This is a genomic window from Phenylobacterium montanum (assembly GCF_018135625.1).
Lineage (GTDB): Bacteria > Pseudomonadota > Alphaproteobacteria > Caulobacterales > Caulobacteraceae > Poindextera > Poindextera montana.
Genome location: NZ_CP073078.1, coordinates 3,497,747 through 3,518,379, shown reverse-complemented (window position 1 = coordinate 3,518,379; position 20,633 = coordinate 3,497,747). Strand labels below are relative to the sequence as shown.

Below are 20,633 nucleotides of genomic sequence, written 5' to 3'. Positions count from 1 at the left end.
TGGATCCCGGCATTCGCCGGGATGAGCGGTGTTGGTATGGCGGATACAACCAGGGCTCAAAGCACAAAGCGTCCCGTTCTTTTGGCGGTCGTCTTCGCGCTTGCTTTCTCTATCCATTGGATTGCCCAGTTCATGGCCTGGGCAGGAGCGGATGGACCTCACCGACATGTCGGTGCATGGCGCTGGCTCTCCCTGCCATTGTTTCCGGTGCTGGGGTCGTGGGCGAATCTGTGGTTCTGGCCAATGACGGTTGTGAACAGCGCGATCTGGGCCGGCATTGTGTTCCTCGTCTGCCGTCTGGTGGCTTTCCCCCCGAGCCGGTCATAGGTGGTGGTCTTCGCCGCGCGCTCTTCATCCCGCCCGCTTTTGCCTCTATGACGGCGGCATGACCGTGGCCGCCCTGGACAAGCTGGAAGTTGGACAGCCGATCCCCTTTGGGGGGAACCGGGTCGCGCGGGTGTCGGCGGCGCTGGCCGAACAGTTCCAGGCCGGCGACAGCCTGATCGTCGTGCAGGACACCGGCGCCCTGCTGCACGTGCCGGCCGCAGTGCAGGCCGTCGCCGACCGGGCCGTGGGCCGGGCGCACGAAGCCTTCCGGCGCATGGGCCAGGTGTCGGACAGCCAGATCAGCCGCTTCTTCGAAGCCTTCGCCGCCCGGCTGGAGGACGAGGCCGCCTGGGGCGCGATCGCCGCCGCCAATGCGCAGGACGTGGACAGCGCCAGGGCACGCGGCCGCTCGACCACCCGCCTCGCCGTCAGCGCGGCCATGCGGCGGGACATGATAGCCGGCCTGAAGGAATGGGCCGCCGCCGAGGGCGCGCGCGGCCGGGTGCTGGAGCGGATCGACCACGCCGGCTGGAGCCTGGAGCAGGTCGCCGCGCCGCTGGGCGTCGTAGGATTCGTCTTCGAAGGCCGTCCCAACGTGTTCGCCGACGCCACCGGCGTCCTGCGCACCGGCAACACCGTCGTGTTCCGCATCGGCGGCGATGCGCTCGGCACCGCCAAGGCCATCGTCGCCGAGGCCCTGGACCCGGCCCTGGCCGCCGCCGGCCTGCCGGAGGGCGCCGCCAGCCTGGTCGAGAGCGCCGAGCACGCCGCCGGCTGGGCCATGTTCGCCGATCCGCGCCTGTCCCTGGCCGTGGCCCGCGGCTCGGGCCCCGCCGTGGCCCAGCTCGGCGGGGTGGCGCGCCAGACCGGCACGCCCGTCAGCCTGCACGGAACCGGCGGCGCCTGGCTGGTGGCGGACAAGAGCGCCGACGCCGCCCGCTTCGCCGAGGCCGTCTATCACTCGCTGGACCGCAAGGTCTGCAACACCCTGAACGTCTGCTGCATCGCCCGTGAGCGCGCGGACGAACTGCTGCCCGCCTTCCTGGACGCCATAGCCCGCGCCGGCCGCCGCCGCGGCGGCGACGTCAAGCTGCATGTGGTCGAGGCAGACCTTTCCGCCCTGCCCGCCGACTGGCGCAAGGCCCGCGCCAAGGTGCGCCGCGCCGACGGTGAACATGACGAGGCGGCGGTCGAGGCCCTGCCTCTGGAGGGCTTGGCTGTCGAATGGGAGTGGGAGGACACCCCCGAGCTCAGCCTCGCCCTGGTTGACGGCGCCGAGGAGGCCGCGGCCCTGTTCAACCGCTTCAGCCCCCACTTCGCCGTCAGCCTGATCGCCGAGGACGAGCTGGCGCAGAAGCGCTTCTTCGAGGCGGTGGACGCCCCCTTCGTCGGCGACGGCTTCACCCGCTGGGTCGATGGGCAATACGCCCTGAACCGGCCCGAACTCGGCCTCTCCAACTGGCAGAACGGCCGCCTCCTCGCCCGCGGCGGGGTCCTGGCCGGCGACAGCGTGTTCACCGTCCGCGCCCGGGTGCGCCAGACCGACCTGGCCCTCGACCGGCAATCTCCATCACCCCAATCGCCTTCACCCAAGTCAGATCAGCATGTGGTTCGCGGGTCCGGTCCGGCGCGTTCCTGAGGCCGGCCGCCCCGACGCGCTGAGACTGGGCTTTTCGCTCCAGCCCGGCATGCGGGTCGGCCTGTTCGGCGGCTCGTTCAACCCAGCGCATGAGGGCCATGCCCATGTTGCGGAGACGGCGCTGACGCGCCTGGGGCTCGACCGGGTGATCTGGCTGGTCTCGCCGCAGAACCCCCTGAAGACCGCCCAGCCAGACAGCCTCAGGATGCGGATGGCCAAGGCGGCGCGTTTCGCCCGCGGCCCGAAGATGATCGTTTCGGACATCGAGACGCGCCTCGGCGTCCGCTACACCATCGACCTGATCCGCATCCTCCAGGCCCGCTTTCCGGGGGTGAAGTTCGTCTGGATCATGGGCGCCGACAGCCTGGCCAGCTTCCACAGGTGGCGCGGCTGGAGCGAAATCCAGGCCAACATCCCGATCGCCGTGGTCTCCCGCCCCGGCTCGGAGCTGCGCGGCGGCCTCGCCCCCGCCGCCCGGCGCTTCGCCGCCGCCCGTCGTCCGGCCGGTTTCGCCCGGCGCCTGGCGACCACCGACCCGCCCGCCTGGGTCTATATTCCGGCGCAGCTGAACCACGCCTCCTCGACCAAGATCAGGGACGCAAAGGTCGCATCCGAGATTCACGCCTGACCTGGACGCATTCGTATGCTAGGGTCCCCAATTAGCGTGACGCCTAGAGGAGCAAACCGCTGCATCGCGATGCCGCGCCGAGTGCGCACGAAGGTCAGGCCCAGTCGGCCGAGCCTTCCATAGAGGACCAGTCTAGTCCCGTTTCGACGGAAGGACTGCAGGAACGGATTCTGGCCCGTCTCGACGACGACAAGGCGCAGGACATCGTCCTTATCGACTTGAAGGACAAAAGCTCGGTGGCCGATTGCATGATCGTCGCTTCCGGGCGTTCGCACCGCCATGTCGGCGCCCTGGCCGACCACCTGCTGCGCCTGTTGAAGGATCTCGGCGCCGGAAAGGCCCGGGTCGAGGGCCTGCCGGACTGCAACTGGGTCCTGATCGACGCCGGGGACATCATCGTCCATCTGTTCCGGCCCGAGGTGCGCGTGTTCTACAACCTCGAAAAGATCTGGTCGGTCGACTCCCCGCACCGCGCGGCGGCGAACTGACCCAGCGCCTTCTCCCGAAAGGGGCGAAGGGAAGATGAAGGTCACCCTCCTCACCGTCGGCCGCTTGGGCCGGGCGCCGGAAGCGGCGCTCGCGAAGGACTATGCCGAGCGCGCGAGCGCCGCCGGGCGTTCGCTGGGCCTGGGGCCGGTCGAGATCGTCGAAGTCGAGGGGCGCAAGCCGGGCAAGGCCGCCGAGGCCGAGGCCCTGTCGCCGCACCTGGCCGGCGCCCACGTCATCGCCTGCGACGAACACGGCAAGGCCTTCACCTCCCGCGCCTTCGCCGGCCGTATCGAGCGGCTGCGCGACGACGGGACCCGGCGGCTGGTGCTGGTGATCGGCGGGGCGGACGGGCTCGACCTGCAGGTCCTCGCCGCCGCCAGCGAAACCCTCGCCTTCGGGATCCAGACCTGGCCGCACGCCCTGGTGCGCGCCATGCTGGCCGAGCAGGTCTATCGCGCAGTCACCATCCTGGCTGGCGCGCCCTATCACCGCGATTGACGTTGCGGCAGGCCTTTTCAGTCCTGGCTTGACCGGCTAACCGCAGCCCCAATGGTCCAGTCCCTTTCCACCGCCTATCGCGAACGGCTCAGGTCCGGCGAGATCAAGCCCGACGCGGCCCAGGCGGCGGCGGTCGAGGCGCTGGCGCGGCTGGAGAGCGAGCTGAACGCCCTGGCCGAACCGGGCTTCGGCTTTGCCCTGTTCAAGAAGCCGAAGGCGCCGCGCGGGGTCTATCTCTGGGGCCCGGTGGGCCGCGGCAAGTCCATGCTGATGGACCTGTTCTTCGACTCCGCTCCGGTGACGCGCAAGCGGCGCGTGCACTTCCAGGCTTTCATGGCCGAGGTCCACGCCCTGGTCGGCGAGTGGCGCAAGGGCGACGCCGCCGCGCGCAAAGCGCGCTTCGGCCAGACCAAGGGCGACGATCCAATCCCCCCCGTCGCCGAATACATCGCCGAGCAGGCCAAGCTTCTTTGCTTCGACGAACTGCAGGTCACCGACATTGCCGACGCCATGATCCTGGGGCGGCTGTTCGAGCACCTGTTCGAGCGCGGGGTGGTGCTGGTCGCTACCTCCAACAGGCCGCCGGACGACCTCTACAAGGACGGCATCAACCGCCAGCTTTTTCTGCCCTTCATCGCCCTGATCCAGGAGCGGCTGGAGCTGGTGGCGGTGCGTGGGCCATCGGACTACCGACTGGATCGCTTACGGGCGGCGCGGGTCTATTTCACCCCGCTGGACGCCGCCGCCGAGACCGGTTTCGACGCCCTCTGGCGCGACCTCCTGGGCGGGATGGAGGAAACCGGGGCCACGCTCGAGGTTCTCGGCCGCCAGGTGCGCCTGCCCCGCGCCGCCGGGGGCCTCGTCCGCGCCTCCTTCGCCAGCCTCTGCGCCACGGCGCTGGGGCCGCAGGACTATCTGGCGGTCGCGGCGCGGTTCCACACTGTCTTCCTGGAGGCCGTGCCGGTCCTCGGGGCCGAGCGACGCAACGAGGCGCGGCGCTTCGTCGACCTGATCGATTCCCTCTACGAGGCTGGGGCGCGGCTGGTGGTGCTGGCGGCGGCCGAGCCCGACGCCCTCTATCCCGCCGGCGACGGCGCCTTCGAATTCGAGCGCACCGCCTCGCGCCTGCACGAGATGCGCTCGGCCGACTGGCTGGAGAATGCGCGCGACTAGCCCTATCTGAACGGCGAAGCCGGTTTCGCAAGGAGGGTTCGATGGCGCATGGCCAGCATCGCTACGAGGTCAGGGTGGAGTGGACCGGCGACCGGGGCGAGGGCACGGCGAGCTACAGGGCCTATGACCGCGACCATGTGATCAGCGCGCCGGGCAAGCCGGCGATCCCCGGCTCGTCCGACCCGGCCTTCCGCGGCGACGCGGCGCGCTGGAACCCCGAGGAGCTGCTGGTCGCCTCGGTCTCGGCCTGCCACAAGCTCTGGTACCTGCACCTCTGTTCCGAGGCCGGGATCGCCGTGCGCGCTTATGTCGACGCGGCCGAGGGGCTGATGGTCGAGGACGAAAAGGGCGGCCATTTCACGTCCGTCACCCTGCGCCCGGAGATCCTGATCCGCGCCGGCGACGACGCGGCCCTGGCTGAGCGCCTGCACCACCGGGCGCACGAGCTCTGCTTCATCGCCAATTCGGTGAACTTCCCCATCGCCTGCGAGCCGGTGATCCGCTCGGCTTAGAAACGCCGAAGCCGAGCCCGGCGGGGAGGGACCGGGCTCGGCTGGTGCGCCGAAGGCGGGGGGAGGAGCGCCTTCGGCCGGCGGAGGGGGCGTGCCTACTTGGTGGTGGGCTTGGCCTCCGGGGTCTTCGCGGCCTCGGCCTTCATGGCCTTGGACTTGGCCTTATGGTGCTTGTGGTGCTTCATCTTGGCCTTGCCGGCCTTGGTCGCCTTGGCCTTCTCGGCCTTGGGCGCGGCCATGGCCTTGGTCGAGGCCGCCGGGGCCGGGGTCGCAGCCGGGGCGCTGGCGGCGGAAGCCGCGGCAGGCGCCGGCGCGGTGGCCGGAGCGGGGGTAGTCTGGGCGGAAGCGGGCAGGGCGGCCGCCAGGCTGGCGGCGGCGAGCATGCCGATCATCAAGGTCTTCACGGGGGAGGCTCCTAGGTCTCTGCTTTCCGGTCACATCGACCGTGAGACAGGGAATAGGCCCCCCAAACTGAACCCATCGGGATCGCCGCGTTCAGTTTCGTGTCAGCTTTGAAAATTTTTTACAGGCTCAGTAGTTCGCCGTGATGGCCAGGATCGCCTCGCCATAGCGATCCAGCTTGCCCTGGCCGACGCCGCCGATACGGGCCAGGACCGAGCGCTCCCGCGGCTTGATCTCGGCCATTTCGGCCAGGGTGCGGTCGTGGAAGATCACATAGGGCGGCACCGCCTGGCGCGCGGCTTCCTGGCGGCGCCAGGCCCGCAGCGCGTCGAACAGGGCCATGTCCGCCGCATCCACCGCCAGCGGGACCCCGCCGCGGGATTTGCGCGGGCGGCCGGAGCGGGTGGTGGGGTCGTGCGCCTCGGGCGCCCGCCGCAGGCCCACCTTGCGCTCGCCGCGATAGACCGCCCGCACCGCTTCGCCGTCGCCGAGGGCCAAGAGCGGGCGCCCGTCATTGGGGTCCTCGCGCAGCAGGCCCTCGAACAAGAGCTGGTCGATCAGGTCGCGCCAGCCGGCCGGGCTGAATTCCGTGCCGACGCCGAAGGTGGACAGCCCCGCCTCGAACGGCGTCGGCTCCTTGGTCTTGCCCAGGAGGTGATCCACCACCCGCCCGCGGCCGAAGCGCCCGTTCAGCCTGTGCACCGCCGACAGGGCCTTCTGCGCGGCCAGGCTCGCATCCACCGCCGCCGGCGGTTCCAGGCACAGGTCGCACTGGCCGCAGGGCTCGACCTGGTCCTCGCCGAAATAGCGGCGCACGGCGGCGGCCCTGCAGCCCATGCCCTCCAGCATGGCGTAGAGCTGGCGCGCCTTCCTCACCTGCACCATGCGCACCTCGTCCGCCAGTTCGCGGGTTTCGATGCGGCGCAGGGCCCAGCTGAGGTCGGCGGAGGAATAGAGGGTGATGCCCTCAGCCGGCTCGCCGTCGCGCCCGGCCCGGCCGATCTCCTGCCAATAGGCCTCGATCGAGGCCGGCGGGTCGGCGTGGATCACATAGCGCACGTCCGGCTTGTCGACCCCCATGCCGAAGGCGATGGTCGCCACCATCACCGCCTCGTCGGCGTCCAGGAACCTGGTCAGGCGGTCGGCGCGCACCTGCTTGTCCAGGCCCGCGTGATAGGCCAGGGCCGGGACGCCCGCCTCGGCCAGCTCCGCCGCCAGGCTGTCGGCGCCGTCTCTGGAGCCGGAATAGACCACGCCCGAGCGCCCGCGCCGCGCCTGGACCAGCTCGATCACCCGGTTACGGCCGCGGCCGGTCTTGCGCTCGGCCGACAGGATCAGCTCGGGCCGGGCGAAGCTGTCGACGAACTCGAGGCAGCCCTCCAGGCGCAGCTCGGCGCGGATGTCCTCGCGGGTGCGGGCGTCGGCGGTGGCGGTCACCGCCAGGCGCGGCGTGGTCGGGAACAGCTCGGCCAGCCGTCCCAGGGTCCGGTATTCCGGGCGGAAGTCGTGGCCCCACTGGCTGACGCAGTGCGCCTCGTCGATCGCCACCAGGGCCAGGCGCAGCTGCGACAGCCGCTCCAGCATCGAGGGCTGCATCAGCCCTTCGGGCGAGACATAGAGCAGGTCCAGCGTCCCGGCCTCGATCGCCTCCCAGGTCTCGCGCCGCTCGGCCGGCGAGGCGGTGGAGTCCAGGCGCGCCGCCGCCACGCCCATCTGGCGCAGCCCCGCGACCTGGTCGGCCATCAGCGCGATCAGGGGTGAAACCACCAGGCCCAGGCCGGGCAGGGCCATGCTGGGGATCTGGTAGCACAGGCTCTTGCCGCCGCCGGTGGGCAGCACGGCCAGGGCGCTCTTGCCGGCCAGCACCTCGCCGATCACCGCCTCCTGCAGGCCGCGGAAGGCGGCATGGCCGAAGGTCTGGTTGAGGATCCGGCGGGCCGCATCGAGGGGGGAATCGGGGCTCACCGAGCGGTTATGGCGGAGCCGAGCCCGCGCGCCAACCGGGTTCTGGCGCGCGCCCTACAGCATCGACGGGATCACCCGGTCCGGCGGCTTGTGGCCGTCCAGGAAGGTCTGGATATTGATCATCACCTTGCCGCCCATTTCGATGCGGCCTTCGACCGTGGCCGAGCTCATGTGCGGCAACAGCACCACATTGGGCAGCTTGAGCAGCTTGGGATTGATCGAGGGCTCGTGCTCGAACACGTCCAGGCCGGCCCCGCCCAAGGCGCCGTCGGCCAGCATGTCGGCCATCGAGGCCTCGTCGATCACCTCGCCGCGGGCGGTGTTGACGATGATGGCGTGCCTGGGAAGCATGTGCAGACGCCGCGCCGACATCAGGTGATAGGTGGCGGGCGTGTGCGGGCAGTGCAGGGTCAGGATGTCGGTGCGGGCCAGCATCTGGTCCAGCGACTCCCAGTACGTCGCGCCCAGCTCTTCCTCGATCCGCGGGCTGACCCGGCGGCGGTTGTGGTAGTGCACCTCCATGCCGAACACCCGGGCGCGGCGGGCCACCGCCTCGCCGATGCGGCCCATGCCGATGATGCCCAGCCGCGCGCCCTTCAGCCGCTTGCCCAGCATCCAGGTGGGCGCCCAGCCCTTGAAGCCGCCGGCCTGGACCAGGTTGGCGCCTTCGACCACCCGCCGGGCCGAGGCCATGATCAGGGCGATGGTCATGTCGGCGGTGTCTTCGGTCAGCACGCCGGGGGTGTTGGTGACGGTGACGCCACGGGCGTTGGCCGCCGCCACATCGATATTGTCGACCCCGGCGCCGAAATTGGCGATCAGCTTCAGGTTCGGCCCCGCCTGCTGCAGCAGGGCCGCGTCGATATGGTCGGTGATGGTGGGCACCAGGACGTCGGCCTCGGCCACGGCCAGGGCCAGCTCCGCCCTGCTGAAGGCATGGTCGTCCAGATTGAGCTGAACCTCGAACAGCTCGCCCATGCGCGCCTCGACGGGATCGGGCAGCTTGCGGGTGACGACGACTTTCGGCTTGCGGGCGGCCATGCGGGGGCTTGAAAAGGGGGCTTAAGGTCTTGAGTCTGGGACCGGGGTGATTTGTCGGCGCCTTCTAACAAAGGGCGTTCGAACGGCCAAGGCAAGCGCGTTCGGGGGTCAAACTATGGCGAGCCAAGCCCAGTGCGGTTAAAGGCGCAGGTCCTGCTCGCGGCCCTGGCGTTTCTGGCCGCCTGCTCGCCCAAGGCCGGGACGGGGTCGGACGCCGAGCGTCCCGGCCAGACGCCCTCGGGCCTGCCGGTGCCGCGCTACGTGATCCTGAAGTTCGACCCGGTCAACGCCCGCTCGGGCCCCAGCGACGACCACCGGCTGCTCTGGACCTATCACGTGCGCGGCCTGCCGGTGCAGGTGGTGGCCGAAACCAAGGACTGGCGACGGATCTGCGATCCGGACGGGGGCCTGTCCTGGGTGCACAAGCGCACCACCGACGGGCGGCGCTCGGTGATGAACACCTCGGGCGGCGCCGTGCCGATTCTCAGCGCGGCCCACGACAACGCCGCGGTGGTGGCCTATCTGGCGCCCCGGGCGATCGCGCCCCTGGACCGCTGCCAGGGCGATTGGTGCAAGATCAAGATGGGCGGCGCCGCCGGCTGGACGCGCGCGGCCCAGGTCTGGGGAACCGCCCCGGCGCCGCAATGCCGTTGAGCGGGCGAAGCGGCCTGTGCTAGGGCTCGCAGCCCAGGCGCTGCGCGAATCCGCGCCGGCGCCGCAACTTGCGGGCCGCGAGGCCTGCCCGAGGACGAGTGCGCCATGACCGTTGGGGAAAGGACCCAGTTCGACCGGGAAGACCTTCTGGCCTGTGGCCGGGCCGAGATGTTCGGCCCCGGCAACGCCCAGCTTCCCGCCCCGCCGATGCTGATGTTCGATCGCATCACCGAAATTTCCAAGACCGGCGGCGCCTATGGCAAGGGCTTTGTCCGGGCCGAACTCGACATTGATCCCTCGCAATGGTTCTTCCAGTGCCACTTCATCGGCGACCCGGTGATGCCCGGCTGCCTGGGCCTGGACGCCATGTGGCAGCTGGTCGGCTTCTTCCTGGGCTGGGCCGGCGGGCCGGGCCGGGGACGCGCGCTCGGCGTGGGCGAGGTCAAGTTCACCGGCCAGGTTACGCCCAAGGTGGGGCTCTTGACCTACAAGATCGAGCTCAAGCGCGTGATCATGCGCAAACTCGTGATGGGGGTCGGCGACGGCGTGTTGGAGGCCGACGGCGTTCCCATCTATGAGGCCAAGGACCTGCGCGTCGGCCTGTTCGACGCCAAGGACCTGGTCTGAAGCAGAAAGAAAGATTGGGGAGAACCGGCATGCGCCGCGTTGTCGTCACCGGACTGGGGATCGTCTCGTCGATCGGCTCCGATGCGGAGACCGTGACCGAATCCCTGCGCCACGCCCGTTCCGGCGTCGTGGCCGCGCCGGAATACGCCGAGCTGGGCTTTCGCTGCCAGGTGCATGCGCCCGCGAGGATCGAGGCCTGGGAAAATTTGATCGATCGCCGCGCGGCCCGCTTCCTGGCCCCCGGCACGGCCCACGCCCACATCGCCATGGAGCAGGCGATCCAGGACGCCGGCCTGTCCGAGGCCGAGGTCTCGGACGAGCGCACCGGCCTGATCGTCGGCTCGGGCGGCCCCTCGACCCGGGCCATCGTCGCCGCGGCCGAGACCACCCGCGAGAAAGGCCCCAAGCGCATTGGCCCGTTCGCGGTGCCCAAGGCGATGAGCTCCGGCCCCTCGGCGGTGCTGTCGACCTGGTTCAAGATGAAGGGGATCAACTATTCGATCTCCTCGGCCTGCGCGACCTCGACCCACTGCATCGGCGCCGCGGCCGAACAGATCCAGTTCGGCAAGCAGGACGTGATGATCGCCGGCGGCTGCGAGGAGCTGGACTGGACCCTGTCGAACCTGTTCGACGCCATGGGCGCCATGTCCAGCGGCTACAACAACCGGCCCCAGGTCGCCTCCCGCGCCTATGACAAGGACCGCGACGGCTTCGTCATCGCCGGCGGAGCGGGGATCGTGGTGCTGGAGGACCTTGAGCGCGCCAAGGCCCGCGGGGCCAAGATCTACGCCGAGATCACCGGCTACGGCGCCAACGCCGACGGCTACGACATGGTCGCGCCCTCGGGCGAGGGGGCCATCCGCTGCATGAAGATGGCCATGGCCGGGCTGGACGCGCCAATCGACTACCTGAACACCCACGGCACCTCGACCCCGGTGGGCGACTCCAAGGAGATGCAGGGGGTGCGCGCGGTGTTCGGCGACAAGGCGCCCCTGATTTCCTCGACCAAGTCCCTGACCGGCCACAGCCTGGGCGCGGCGGGGGCGCAGGAGGCGATCTATTGCCTCCTGATGATGCAGGCCGGCTTCGCCTGCGAAAGCGCCCACATCGAAACCCTGGACCCCGAATTCGCCGACCTGCCGATCCTGCGCGAGCGCAAGGAGGTGCAGCTGAACACGGTGATGTCGAACAGCTTCGGCTTCGGCGGGACCAATGGGTGCCTGGTGATGAGCCGGTATCAGGGGTGACAGTAGGCTCGGCGGGCATCTAGGGGATGTCTGCCGCCTTCTTTCGCAGCATTGGCGGCATCGCGCTGGCCCTTGTCATGGCCGCTATATCGGTTGCGGCCCATGCAGACCCGAAAGGCGACTCTAGCGCCTGCACCTCCCAACTATTCGAAGGCGACACCTTCGTCGTCTGCCGCTATCGCGCGTCCACCAGCGACATACGCCTGGTGTCGCGAAGCATGCGTCCTACGGCCGTTGATCTTCCAGGCTTGAGAACGGCGTTGGGGCGCGAAGCGTCACGGGTCGAGTTTGCGATGAACGGAGGGATGTTCGATCCGAACTTCGATCCTCTCGGGCTCTTCATCGCCTCAGGCCGAGCGGTGCGGCCAATCAATCTCGGAAAAGGCGGCGGCAACTTCTTCATGCTGCCCAATGGCGTGTTCTGGGTCGATGCGCGCGGAGCACCGCACGTCAGCGAGACCCACGCCTTTCAGACCGCGGTCCGTCACACGGTCTGGGCGACCCAGTCCGGCCCGCTGCTCGTCCAGGGCGGGCGTCTCAATCCACACGTTTCCGACAACGGCCCCTCGCTCGCCGTGCGAAACGGGGTCGGCGTGAAGAATGGCGAAGCCCTGTTCGCAATCAGCAACGAGCCGGTTTCCTTCGGCCGCTTCGCCCGTTTCCTGCGAGACGATTTGGGCTGTCCCGACGTGCTCTATCTAGATGGGGCGGTCTCCAGCCTCTGGTCGCCAGACTTGGGGCGCATCGACGCCAATGCGGAGCTGGGCGTCTATGTCATCGTCATGCGCAAACGCTAACGCGCGAGATGTGACGAAAGTATTCCTTGGAATGCTGGCCGTTCCCAAAGCCCTTGGATGACATTGGAGCTGGAGGCAAGACTTTCCACCAAGGCGTTTGGGTGGGCTTGGCTTCTTCCCTTCCCCCCTTGCGGGGGAAGGAGGGGCCCGCCCGCGAGAGCGGGTGGGAGGATGAGGGGTCGCGCCGGCCCAGCCTCCCTTTGGCCCTCGCACCGCTCTCAAATCGGATAGTTGGGCGTGACCCCTCATCCTCCCACGGCTTCGCCGCGGGCCCCTCCTTCTCCCGCAAGGGGAGAAGGGTTCGGCATTGGACATTTCGCCCCTGACATGGGAGGACGCAGCCAAAGCGAATCGGACCTGACCGGGAGTTTGACGCCATGGCCGACGACTACGACCTGCCCAAGGGCGAGCTGATGAAGGGCAAGAAGGGCCTCGTCATGGGCGTGGCCAATTCGAACTCGATCGCCTGGGGCATCGCCTCGCAGCTGGCGGCCCAGGGGGCCGAAATGGCCTTCAGCTATCAGGGCGAAAACCTGGAGCGGCGCGTGCGGCCCCTGGCCGAGAGCATCGGCGTCAAGCACATGATCCCGGCCGACGTCACCGACGACGCCTCGATGGACGCCGCTTTCGCCGAGATCGAAAAGGTGTTCGGGACCCTCGACTTCGTGGTCCACTCGATCGCCTTCGCCGACAAGGACGAGCTGAAGGGCAGTTTCGTCGAGAACACCACCCGCCAGGGCTTCCTGACCGCCATGAACGTCTCGGCCTTCAGCTTCGTCGACGTGGCGCGGCGGGCGTCCAAGCTGATGCCGAACGGCGGAGCCATGGTCAGCATGACCTATCTCGGCGCCGAGCGGGTCATTCCCAACTACAACACCATGGGCGTGGCCAAGGCGGCGCTGGAGGCGGCGACCCGCTATATCGCCCGCGACCTCGGCCCCGCCGGCATCCGGGTCAACGCCATCTCGGCCGGGGCCATGCGCACCCTGTCGCTGGCCGGCATCTCCGGCGGCCGCTCGATGATCAGCCAGGGCCGCGCCTTCAGCGCCCTGAAGCAGGACACCACCATGGAGGGCGTGGCCGGCTGCGCCCTGTGGCTGCTGTCCGACCTCGGCCGCTCGACCACCGGCGAGGTGGTGCATGTCGACGCCGGCTTCCACATGATCGGCCTGCCGGAAGGCTTCGGCGAGGGCTGACCCCTCACTTCGGCAAGAGCCTGAACCGGCGGCCCTCGTCCCGGCCGAGGCGCTGGAAATGGTCGGCGCCGGAGCGAAAGCGCCCCTCGGCGACCGCTGCGGCGACATCGGGATGGCGCGCCAGATAGTCGGCCTCGTCGAAGCGCGCGCCGCGATGGCCGGGGCTTCGCCAGCCGCCGCTTGCGAAGTTGACGATCAGGTCCGGCAGATGGGCGCAGCCCGGCGCGTCGAAATCCGCCTCATGGCTGCCGTCGAAGAAATGCAGGCCTACGGCGGGCGACAGGGCGTAATCCTCGGTCAGCCCCAGCCCGCCATAGACGTCGCGCATCCCCTGCAGGATCAGGGTCGGGGTGGTCAGGGCGGCGAGGTGGGCGAAGCGGCCCGGCTGGAGCACGAAGCTCGGGTTCTTGAAGGGATAGCCGTAGCAGACCACGGCGGTGACCGGCCGCTCGGCGGCGAACAGGGTCGCCGCATGCGCGCCGCTCGACCGGCCGGCCAGGATCGCCGGGCCATCGCCGCGGCGTCGCGTGACGACACGGCGCAAGGCGGCCACCATCTCCTCAACCGATGCGCCGCGCCCTTGGCCCGAGCCCTGCCCCAGCACTTCCCGATGCCCGACGAAACTCGCGCCCTCGGCGACGAAGCGGGCGCGCAGGACATCCTCCACCTGACGATCGGCGGGATAGGACGCGCCGCCGAGATAGAAAACGGTTCCGTCCATCCGAGCCTCCCCGGACTGCGTTCCTCACCCCGGCGGCGGCTCGCCCTGCGCCGCCGCGCCGGCCTGCGAGGGCTGGGGCGCCGGCTCGCCGCTGAGGATCTGGTCGATGTTTTCCGGCCCCGCCGGGACCGGATTGGCGCCGGGGATGGTCTGCACCCCCAGGCGCGGCAGGCTCATGGCCATGAACTGGCGCCAGATCTCGGCCGGGACCGAGCCGCCGGTGACCCGTTTCATCGGGGTGTTGTCGTCGCGCCCGGTCCAGACCGCGGCGGTGAAGCCGCCTGTGTAGCCGACGAACCAGGCGTCGCGGTAGTCGCTGGTGGTGCCGGTCTTGCCGGCCAGGTCGTAGCCGGGGATCTTGGCCTTGACCCCGGTGCCGGAGGCCAGCACCTCGCGCATCAGCTGGATCATGTAGCTCAGCGCCGGCTGGCCGATCACCGCGCTCCTGGGCTGCTGGCCCAGGCTGTGGTCGAACAGGACCTTGCCCGAGGCGGTGCGGATGCGCTCGATGCCATAGGCCTTGGCCGAAAGGCCGCCATTGGCGAAGCTGTCATAGGCCTGGGCCATCTCCAACGGCGTCACCTCCACCGCGCCCAGGGCCATGGACGGGCTGGTCTGGATGTCCGAGGTGATGCCCAGGCGGTGGGCGGTGGCGGCTACATTCTGCGTGCCGATGTCGCTGCCCAGCTTGGCGGCGACGGTGTTGATCGACTGGGCGAAGGCCGTCTCCAGCGTCATGGGCCCGAGATACTTGTTGGTGTAGTTGCGCGGCTGCCAGTTGCCGATGGTGATCGGCTCGTCGACCACCATCTGGTCCGGGGTGTGGCCCTGCTCCATGGCCGTCAGATAGACGAACGGCTTGAAGGAGGAGCCGGCCTGGCGCTGGGCCAGCGAGGCGCGGTCGTACTGGCTCTGGGCGTAGTCGGCCCCGCCGACATAGGCGCGGATGCGGCCCGCCGCGTCCACAGCCACCAGGGCCGCCTGCTGCACCCCGCGGTCGGCGGCGTGCTCGACCCCCTGGTGCAGGGCGTATTCGGCGTTCAGCTGGGTCGGCAGGTCGATGGTGGTCTCGACCACCAGGTCTTCCTGCGGCTGGCCCACCAGGGCGCGCACCTGCTGGTCGACCCAGTCGACGAAATACTGCGCCTTCTGGCTCTCGAGCGTGGCCGAGACCCGCACCGGCTGGCTGATCGCTTCCTGGCGCTGCTGCTCGGTGATGGCGCCGCTGTCGACCATGGCCGCCAGCACCAGGTTGGCCCGCCGCGCCGCCCGTTCGCTTTCCGAGACCGGGCTATAGCGCGACGGCCCCTTCATCAGCCCGGCCAGCAACGCGGCCTCGCCCACGGTCAACTTTGAGGCCGGCTTGTTGAAATAGCGCTGCGAGGCGGCCTCGATGCCATAGGCGCCCTCGCCGAAGAACACCCGGTTCAGATAGAGGGCGAGGATCTGCTTCTTGGAGAACTTGGTCTCCAGCCAGATGGCCAGGACCAGCTCCTGGGCCTTGCGCCGGATGGTGCGGTCGGGGGTCAGGAACAGGTTTCGGGCCAGCTGCTGAGTGATGGTCGAGGCGCCCTGCACCGCTCGCCGCGCGCGGATATCGACCACGATCATCCGCATCATGCCGATCGGGTCGAAGCCGAAGTGGTGGTAGAAGCGCTTGTCCTCGATGGCCACGAAGGCGGCGGGCACGTAGGGCGGCAGTTGGTCTATATCGACCGGCGGCGAGAACTGGCTGCCCCGCACCCCCACCAGCGCCCCCGACCGGTCGAGATAGGATATCGACGGCTGGCGGGTGACGTCGAACATCTTGGAGGTGTCGGGCAGGTTGGTGGCGAACACGGCCAAAAAGCCGACCACCGCGATCAGGCCCCAGACCCCGACCACCGCGCCCCAGTAGAGGAAGGCCTGCAACGGCGTGCGCCGGCCCTGCGCCTTGGCCATGGTCGAATTCTCTCCGCTGGGACGCGCCCTTGCGCGCTCAATACCCGAAAGCCGGACTCACGCGCGATAGGGTTTACGAAACATGAATCGGGCTCCCCATGCGACATGACTTCGCCGCAGCTGGGCTCTAGGCTGGGCCTGCAACTGCTCGAAGGCCCCCATGATCCGCTCGCTGTCGCTCTTGCTCGCATCCAGTCTCTGCCTCGCAGCTTGCGCCAGCACCCCGCCGGCGGCTGCGCCCGAGCCGGCCTGGACCGGGGGCGATCCGGCCCACCTGGCCGCCGACAAGGCCCAGTGCCGCAAGGAGGCCGACACTATCGACGTGCATGTCTCGGCCGGCTTCTCCGACCCGACCTATGGCGTGACCAGCGCCATGGCCGCCTATGTCGACAAGGACAACCCCCTGGCCAACCGGGAAAAGATCACCCGCGACGCCGCCTACGCCACCTGCATGACCAACAGGGGCTGGAAGGCGCAATAGGGGGCTCTTTCGGCCGGAGCCAGGCTACGGCCAGACCTTGGTCCTCAGCCAGGCGTCCAGGTCCGCGGCCGACCGGTCCGGGATCTGCTCCATCGGCACGTGCCCGACCCCCGGATAGGCGATCAGGGTCGCCCCCGGGATCGCCCTGGCGAAGGCCTCGCCGTTAGCGAAGGGGATCAGGTGGTCGTCGCGGCCATGCATGACCAGGGTCGGGGCCTTGATCGCCGCCAGCACCGCATAGCTCGCCTCGCGCCGGTCACCGGTCTGCAGCGCCATCAGGATGGCCCGATGCCCCGGTGCGCGGGCGAAATCGGAATAGCGGTCGACCAGGGCGGGGGTGACCAGCTTCTCGTCGACAAAGGCCGACTTCAGCCCCTGGGCGATCAGGGGCTTGGTGTCGATGTCGCGCAGGATCGCGCGGCCGACCGGATTGCGCAGGATCTGGAAGATCACCGCGCCGCCCTGCTGGCTCTTGGGCGGGGCCCAGCCGGCGGCGTCCACCAGCACCAGGCCCTGCAGCCGGTCGGGATGGCGCAGGGCGAAGTCCCAGGCCACGCCCCCGCCCATGGAATTGCCGGCCAGCACGAACGACTTCACGCCCAGCCTGTCCGTCGCCTGGGCGACCAGGTCGGCGTAGGAATCGGTGTTTGCGGGCCAGCGCGCCGGCGCCCGGGTCAGGCCATGGCCAGGCAGGTCCAGGGTGATGATGCGGTAGCGGGGCGAGAGGATCCGCGCCCAGTCGTCCCAGTCCTGGGCCGAGGCGGAAAAGCCGTGCACCAGCACCAGCACGTGACCGCCGGCCTGGCCCTGGTCGCGATAGCGCATATGCACCCCGCCCGGCAGGTCGATGTAGCGGCTGGCGGCGTCGGCATACTTGGCCTCCAGCCTGTCGTAGCCGATGTCGGGCCGCAGCAGGGCCAGCCAGCCGACCAGCACGATGGCGAAAACGGCCAGGACAAGGATGCCCAGTCCCTTGATCACGCGTCCCAATCGTCCCTCCTCCGATCGCCTCGCCCGGAATGGCAGCTAATCACCAGAGCCGCAGGTGGGGCAATGCGGATCGGCGCCGATGCGCACGGTGCGGGCCTCGCCGGCCAGGGCGTCGTAGACCAGCAGGCGGCCGGTCAGCGGCTCGCCGGCGCGGGCGATCAGCTTGACCGCCTCCAGCGCCATCATCGAGCCGATCACGCCGGCCAGGGCGCCCACCACCCCTACGGCGACGCAGGTCTCGGCGTCCGGCGGCGCCTCTGGCACGAGGCAGCGATAGCAGGGCTTGCCGGCGAACACCCCGACTTGGCCGGTCCAGCGGCCGATGGCGCCGGAGACCAGGGTCTTGCCCTCGGCCACGCAGGCGTCTGCGACAGCGAAGCGGGTCTCGAAATTGTCGGTGCCGTCCAGCACCAGGTCATAACCCCGGACGATCTCGCGGGCGTTGGCGGCATGCACCTCAACCGCATGGGCCTGGACCGCGACATTGGCGTTCAGCGCCGCCAGGTGCGCGGCCGCCGCCTCGACCTTGGGCCGACCGATGTCCGCCGTGGCGTAGAGTACCTGGCGCTGCAGGTTCGACAGGGCCACGGTGTCGGCGTCCGCCAGGCCCAGGGTCCCAACCCCGGCCGCCGCCAGATAGAGCGCCACAGGCGCGCCCAGGCCGCCGGCGCCGACGACCAGCACCCGCGCCGCCTTCAGCGCCTGTTGCCCCGGCCCACCGACCTCGCGCAGCACCAGATGGCGGGCATAGCGCTCGATTTCCTCGTCGGTGAACCTGGTCAAATGGAGCGTCCTTGAGCTGATCCGGAGCCGAAGCATACTCGCCCCGGGGATTTAGGGGCGCGACCGTTCGAGGCCAACCGTCGGCGTGGCGCTTGATCCGGCGGCCCATCCGCGCCACATGCGCGGCTATGACTGACCCCAACTTCCCCAACTGGCACGGCACCACCATCCTGGCCGTGCACAAGAACGGCCAGACCGTGATCGCCGGCGACGGCCAGGTCTCCATGGGCCCGACCATCGTCAAGGGCAATGCGAAGAAGGTGCGGCGCCTGGCCGGCGGCAAGGTGCTGGCCGGCTTCGCCGGCGCCACCGCCGACGCCTTCACCCTGATCGAGCGGCTGGAGGCCAAGCTGGAGCAGTATCCCGACCAGCTGGCCCGGGCCTGCGTCGACCTGGCCAAGGATTGGCGCACCGACCGCTATTTGCGCCGGCTGGAGGCGATGCTGATCGTGGCCGACAAGGAGGCCATCTACACCGTCACCGGCGTCGGCGACGTGCTGGAGCCGGAATTTGGCGTCGCGGCGATCGGCTCGGGCGGCCAGTTCGCCCTGGCCGCGGCCCGGGCCCTGGTCGACTTCGACCTCACCGCCGAGGACATCGCCCGCCGCGCCATGGCCATAGCCGGCGACATCTGCGTCTACACCAACGGCGCCCTGACCCTCGAGACTCTGGACGCCTAGGACCCCGCGTATGACCGAATTCTCCCCCCGCGAGATCGTCTCCGAGCTCGACCGCTTCATCGTCGGCCATGCCGAGGCCAAGCGCGCCGTGGCCGTGGCCCTGCGCAACCGCTGGCGCCGCCGCCGGGCCCCGGAAGAGATCCGTGACGAGATCACGCCCAAGAACATCCTGATGATCGGCCCGACCGGGGTCGGCAAGACCGAGATCGCCCGTCGCCTGGCCAGGCTGGCACAGGCCCCGTTCCTGAAAGTCGAGGCGACCAAGTTCACCGAGGTCGGCTATGTCGGCCGCGACGTCGACCAGATCATGCGCGACCTGGTCGAGAGCGCTATGGCCATGGTCCGCGACAAGCGCCGCGCCGCCGTGCGCGCCAAGGCCGAGTCCGCCGCCGAGGAGAAGATCCTCGACGCTCTGGTCGGCCCGGCCGCACAGCCCGCGACCCGCGACGCCTTCAGGAAGAAGCTCCGGGCGGGCGAGATCGATGACAAGGAAGTCGAGCTGACCTTGTCCGACAGTGGCTCGCCCATGCAGGGCTTCGATATCCCCGGCCAGCCGGGCGCCTCGGTGGGCGTGCTGAACATCTCCGAGATGATGTCCAAGGCCTTCGGCGGGCGGACAAAGACGCACAAGACCACCGTCGCCGGCGCCTGGGCGCCCCTGATCGCCGAGGAGAGCGACAAGCTTCTGGACCAGGAAGCCCTGACCCAGGAGGCCCTGGACCTGGCCGAGACCAGCGGCATCGTCTTTATCGACGAGATCGACAAGGTCGCCTCGCGCTCGGAACGCGCCGGCGCCGACGTCTCGCGCGAAGGCGTCCAGCGGGACCTCCTGCCGCTGATCGAGGGGACCACCGTCTCGACCAAGTACGGGCCGGTGAAGACCGACCACGTGCTCTTCATCGCCTCGGGCGCCTTCCACGTGGCCAAGCCCTCGGACCTACTTCCCGAGCTGCAGGGCCGCCTGCCGATCCGGGTGGAGCTGAAGGCCCTGACCCGGGACGACTTTCGCCGCATCCTCACCGAGCCCGAGGCCAACCTGATCCGCCAGAACCAGGCGCTGATGGCCACCGAGGGCGTGACCCTGACCTTCACCGACGACGCCATCGAGGCCCTGGCCGACGCGGCCGTGGCGGTGAACGGGGCGGTGGAGAACATCGGCGCCCGCCGCCTGCAGACCGTCCTGGAAAAGGTGGTCGAGGAAATCAGTTTCACCGCCGGCGACGGCGGGGCCGAGCAGGTCGTCATCGACGGCGCCTATGTCCGCGACCGCGTCGGAGCCCTGGCCCAGAACGCGGACCTGTCGCGGTATATTCTTTAGCGTTCAGTACCGCTCCGCCCGCGCCTTCCGGATCGCCGTTTCCAGGGCCTTGGCGAAGTCGGCGCGCTCGACGGGGCTGAGGGCTCGGGCCACCACCAGGCTGCGGCCGGAGAGCTGGAGGGAGACGCTGGTCTCGTGCTCGCCGGGCGCCTCGACGGCGACGCGGGTGAAGGCGGTGGGCGAGGTCCAGACGGTGCGGGCGTGGCGGCCGATCTCGTGCGAGACGCGCACCTCGTCGGCGGAAACCTGCACCCGCTCGGCCTGGCTCGCGGCCCCGCGATAGCTGGCGCGGAAGGCCAGCCAGACGCCCAGCACGTCGAGCCCCAGGAAGAACGGCACCGGAAAGGCGTGCAGGGCGATGACGAAGGCCGCCATGGCCAGGTTGGCGGCGATCACCAGGCCGAACAACCAGGCGAAGCCGCGCTTGGACAGCGAGCGCGTCGGCGCCAGGCGGGCGTCCATGTAGAGGGTGGCGGCCATCAGACCAGTCTAGCCAAGTCGCGACCGCTTCGCACCAGCGGACC

Annotated in this window: 22 protein-coding genes; 14 read left to right on the top strand and 8 right to left on the bottom strand. The window is 69.6% G+C overall.

The genetic code is table 11. From position 1 onward, the window contains the following. The first annotated feature begins 385 nt into the window (after positions 1-385). From KCG34_RS15835 to KCG34_RS15810, 6 genes are read left to right on the top strand one after another with little or no spacing between them, the layout of a single operon-like run. Positions 386-1,966, top strand: coding sequence for an aldehyde dehydrogenase family protein (locus KCG34_RS15835; protein ID WP_211936604.1), 1,581 nt, complete (start codon positions 386-388; stop codon positions 1,964-1,966). Next, positions 1,932-2,594, top strand: a complete 663-nt coding sequence (locus KCG34_RS15830; RefSeq protein ID WP_211936603.1) for a nicotinate-nucleotide adenylyltransferase — start codon at positions 1,932-1,934, stop codon at positions 2,592-2,594. Before KCG34_RS15835 ends, KCG34_RS15830 begins: the two co-directional genes overlap by 35 nt. Before the next feature lie 59 nt (positions 2,595-2,653). Then, positions 2,654-3,082, top strand: a complete 429-nt coding sequence (rsfS, locus tag KCG34_RS15825) for a ribosome silencing factor (RefSeq protein WP_211940845.1) — start codon at positions 2,654-2,656, stop codon at positions 3,080-3,082. A gap of 34 nt (positions 3,083-3,116) precedes the next feature. Further along, positions 3,117-3,581, top strand: a complete 465-nt coding sequence (gene rlmH / locus KCG34_RS15820; RefSeq protein ID WP_211936602.1) for a 23S rRNA (pseudouridine(1915)-N(3))-methyltransferase RlmH — start codon at positions 3,117-3,119, stop codon at positions 3,579-3,581. 51 nt (positions 3,582-3,632) lie between these two features. Beyond that, positions 3,633-4,754, top strand: coding sequence for a cell division protein ZapE (gene zapE / locus KCG34_RS15815; RefSeq protein WP_211936601.1), 1,122 nt, complete (start codon positions 3,633-3,635; stop codon positions 4,752-4,754). Positions 4,755-4,795: 41 nt separating this feature from the next. Further along, entirely contained in the window at positions 4,796-5,266 is a 471-nt protein-coding gene (locus KCG34_RS15810) for an OsmC family protein (protein ID WP_211936600.1), read from the top strand. A 95-nt stretch (positions 5,267-5,361) separates the two neighbouring features. On the opposite strand, the gene KCG34_RS15805 is transcribed toward KCG34_RS15810, so the two are convergent. From KCG34_RS15805 to KCG34_RS15795, 3 genes are all read right to left on the bottom strand, one after another. Beyond that, positions 5,362-5,670 (bottom strand): hypothetical protein, encoded by a 309-nt coding sequence (locus KCG34_RS15805; RefSeq protein ID WP_211936599.1) that lies wholly within the window; start codon positions 5,668-5,670, stop codon positions 5,362-5,364. A gap of 127 nt (positions 5,671-5,797) precedes the next feature. Beyond that, positions 5,798-7,633: a DNA helicase RecQ gene (recQ, locus tag KCG34_RS15800; protein ID WP_249138044.1), complete on the bottom strand. Its 1,836-nt coding sequence runs from the start codon at positions 7,631-7,633 to the stop codon at positions 5,798-5,800. Positions 7,634-7,687: 54 nt separating this feature from the next. Beyond that, positions 7,688-8,674 carry a 2-hydroxyacid dehydrogenase gene (locus tag KCG34_RS15795; protein WP_211936598.1) on the bottom strand — a complete coding sequence of 329 codons (987 nt, stop codon included), beginning with the start codon at positions 8,672-8,674 and terminating at the stop codon, positions 7,688-7,690. 132 nt (positions 8,675-8,806) lie between these two features. On the opposite strand from KCG34_RS15795, the gene KCG34_RS15790 reads away from it, so the two are divergent. From KCG34_RS15790 to KCG34_RS15770, 5 genes are all read left to right on the top strand, one after another. Continuing rightward, on the top strand, positions 8,807-9,328 hold the full coding sequence (locus KCG34_RS15790; protein ID WP_249138043.1) for an SH3 domain-containing protein: 522 nt from the start codon (positions 8,807-8,809) through the stop codon (positions 9,326-9,328). Between the two features lie 105 nt (positions 9,329-9,433). Then, on the top strand, positions 9,434-9,955 hold the full coding sequence (gene fabA, locus KCG34_RS15785; RefSeq protein WP_211936597.1) for a 3-hydroxyacyl-[acyl-carrier-protein] dehydratase FabA: 522 nt from the start codon (positions 9,434-9,436) through the stop codon (positions 9,953-9,955). 29 nt (positions 9,956-9,984) lie between these two features. Continuing rightward, entirely contained in the window at positions 9,985-11,202 is a 1,218-nt protein-coding gene (fabB, locus tag KCG34_RS15780) for a beta-ketoacyl-ACP synthase I (RefSeq protein ID WP_211936596.1), read from the top strand. Between the two features lie 26 nt (positions 11,203-11,228). Then, positions 11,229-11,999, top strand: coding sequence for a phosphodiester glycosidase family protein (locus tag KCG34_RS15775; RefSeq protein WP_211936595.1), 771 nt, complete (start codon positions 11,229-11,231; stop codon positions 11,997-11,999). A 377-nt stretch (positions 12,000-12,376) separates the two neighbouring features. After that, complete coding sequence (locus KCG34_RS15770; RefSeq protein ID WP_211936594.1) at positions 12,377-13,195, top strand: enoyl-ACP reductase FabI; 819 nt, start codon at positions 12,377-12,379, stop codon at positions 13,193-13,195. Positions 13,196-13,199: 4 nt separating this feature from the next. Here the strand turns inward: KCG34_RS15770 and KCG34_RS15765 are convergent, their stop codons facing one another. Beyond that, positions 13,200-13,916 (bottom strand): alpha/beta family hydrolase, encoded by a 717-nt coding sequence (locus tag KCG34_RS15765; protein ID WP_211936593.1) that lies wholly within the window; start codon positions 13,914-13,916, stop codon positions 13,200-13,202. A 24-nt stretch (positions 13,917-13,940) separates the two neighbouring features. Further along, positions 13,941-15,857, bottom strand: a complete 1,917-nt coding sequence (locus tag KCG34_RS15760; protein ID WP_211936592.1) for a transglycosylase domain-containing protein — start codon at positions 15,855-15,857, stop codon at positions 13,941-13,943. Between the two features lie 160 nt (positions 15,858-16,017). On the opposite strand from KCG34_RS15760, the gene KCG34_RS15755 reads away from it, so the two are divergent. Further along, entirely contained in the window at positions 16,018-16,338 is a 321-nt protein-coding gene (locus KCG34_RS15755; protein ID WP_211936591.1) for a hypothetical protein, read from the top strand. Between the two features lie 24 nt (positions 16,339-16,362). Here KCG34_RS15755 and KCG34_RS15750 read toward each other — a convergent pair whose 3' ends face one another. Both KCG34_RS15750 and KCG34_RS15745 read right to left on the bottom strand, forming a co-directional pair. After that, on the bottom strand, positions 16,363-17,319 hold the full coding sequence (locus tag KCG34_RS15750; protein WP_211940842.1) for an alpha/beta fold hydrolase: 957 nt from the start codon (positions 17,317-17,319) through the stop codon (positions 16,363-16,365). A 45-nt stretch (positions 17,320-17,364) separates the two neighbouring features. Then, positions 17,365-18,111, bottom strand: coding sequence for a HesA/MoeB/ThiF family protein (locus KCG34_RS15745; protein ID WP_249138042.1), 747 nt, complete (start codon positions 18,109-18,111; stop codon positions 17,365-17,367). A 128-nt stretch (positions 18,112-18,239) separates the two neighbouring features. Here KCG34_RS15745 and hslV point away from each other — a divergent pair, with 128 nt between their 5' ends. Both hslV and hslU read left to right on the top strand, forming a co-directional pair. Beyond that, positions 18,240-18,791, top strand: coding sequence for an ATP-dependent protease subunit HslV (hslV, locus tag KCG34_RS15740; RefSeq protein ID WP_211936589.1), 552 nt, complete (start codon positions 18,240-18,242; stop codon positions 18,789-18,791). Positions 18,792-18,801: 10 nt separating this feature from the next. Next, positions 18,802-20,109: an ATP-dependent protease ATPase subunit HslU gene (gene hslU / locus KCG34_RS15735; protein WP_211936588.1), complete on the top strand. Its 1,308-nt coding sequence runs from the start codon at positions 18,802-18,804 to the stop codon at positions 20,107-20,109. Positions 20,110-20,112: 3 nt separating this feature from the next. On the opposite strand, the gene KCG34_RS15730 is transcribed toward hslU, so the two are convergent. Next, positions 20,113-20,589 (bottom strand): DUF2244 domain-containing protein, encoded by a 477-nt coding sequence (locus KCG34_RS15730; RefSeq protein WP_211936587.1) that lies wholly within the window; start codon positions 20,587-20,589, stop codon positions 20,113-20,115. Positions 20,590-20,633 lie beyond the last annotated feature (44 nt).

Excerpts from the sequence above, each read along its gene's own strand:
- KCG34_RS15835 (WP_211936604.1), top strand. The coding sequence starts at position 386 with ATGACCGTGGCCGCCCTGGACAAGCTGGAAGTTGGACAGCCGATCCCC.
- KCG34_RS15830 (WP_211936603.1), top strand. The coding sequence starts at position 1,932 with ATGTGGTTCGCGGGTCCGGTCCGGCGCGTTCCTGAGGCCGGCCGCCCC.
- rlmH (WP_211936602.1), top strand. The coding sequence starts at position 3,117 with ATGAAGGTCACCCTCCTCACCGTCGGCCGCTTGGGCCGGGCGCCGGAA.
- zapE (WP_211936601.1), top strand. The coding sequence starts at position 3,633 with ATGGTCCAGTCCCTTTCCACCGCCTATCGCGAACGGCTCAGGTCCGGC.
- KCG34_RS15810 (WP_211936600.1), top strand. The coding sequence starts at position 4,796 with ATGGCGCATGGCCAGCATCGCTACGAGGTCAGGGTGGAGTGGACCGGC.
- KCG34_RS15795 (WP_211936598.1), bottom strand. The coding sequence starts at position 8,674 with ATGGCCGCCCGCAAGCCGAAAGTCGTCGTCACCCGCAAGCTGCCCGAT.
- fabA (WP_211936597.1), top strand. The coding sequence starts at position 9,434 with ATGACCGTTGGGGAAAGGACCCAGTTCGACCGGGAAGACCTTCTGGCC.
- fabB (WP_211936596.1), top strand. The coding sequence starts at position 9,985 with ATGCGCCGCGTTGTCGTCACCGGACTGGGGATCGTCTCGTCGATCGGC.
- KCG34_RS15775 (WP_211936595.1), top strand. The coding sequence starts at position 11,229 with ATGTCTGCCGCCTTCTTTCGCAGCATTGGCGGCATCGCGCTGGCCCTT.
- KCG34_RS15770 (WP_211936594.1), top strand. The coding sequence starts at position 12,377 with ATGGCCGACGACTACGACCTGCCCAAGGGCGAGCTGATGAAGGGCAAG.
- KCG34_RS15765 (WP_211936593.1), bottom strand. The coding sequence starts at position 13,916 with ATGGACGGAACCGTTTTCTATCTCGGCGGCGCGTCCTATCCCGCCGAT.
- KCG34_RS15760 (WP_211936592.1), bottom strand. The coding sequence starts at position 15,857 with ATGGCCAAGGCGCAGGGCCGGCGCACGCCGTTGCAGGCCTTCCTCTAC.
- KCG34_RS15755 (WP_211936591.1), top strand. The coding sequence starts at position 16,018 with ATGATCCGCTCGCTGTCGCTCTTGCTCGCATCCAGTCTCTGCCTCGCA.
- hslV (WP_211936589.1), top strand. The coding sequence starts at position 18,240 with ATGACTGACCCCAACTTCCCCAACTGGCACGGCACCACCATCCTGGCC.
- hslU (WP_211936588.1), top strand. The coding sequence starts at position 18,802 with ATGACCGAATTCTCCCCCCGCGAGATCGTCTCCGAGCTCGACCGCTTC.
- KCG34_RS15730 (WP_211936587.1), bottom strand. The coding sequence starts at position 20,589 with ATGGCCGCCACCCTCTACATGGACGCCCGCCTGGCGCCGACGCGCTCG.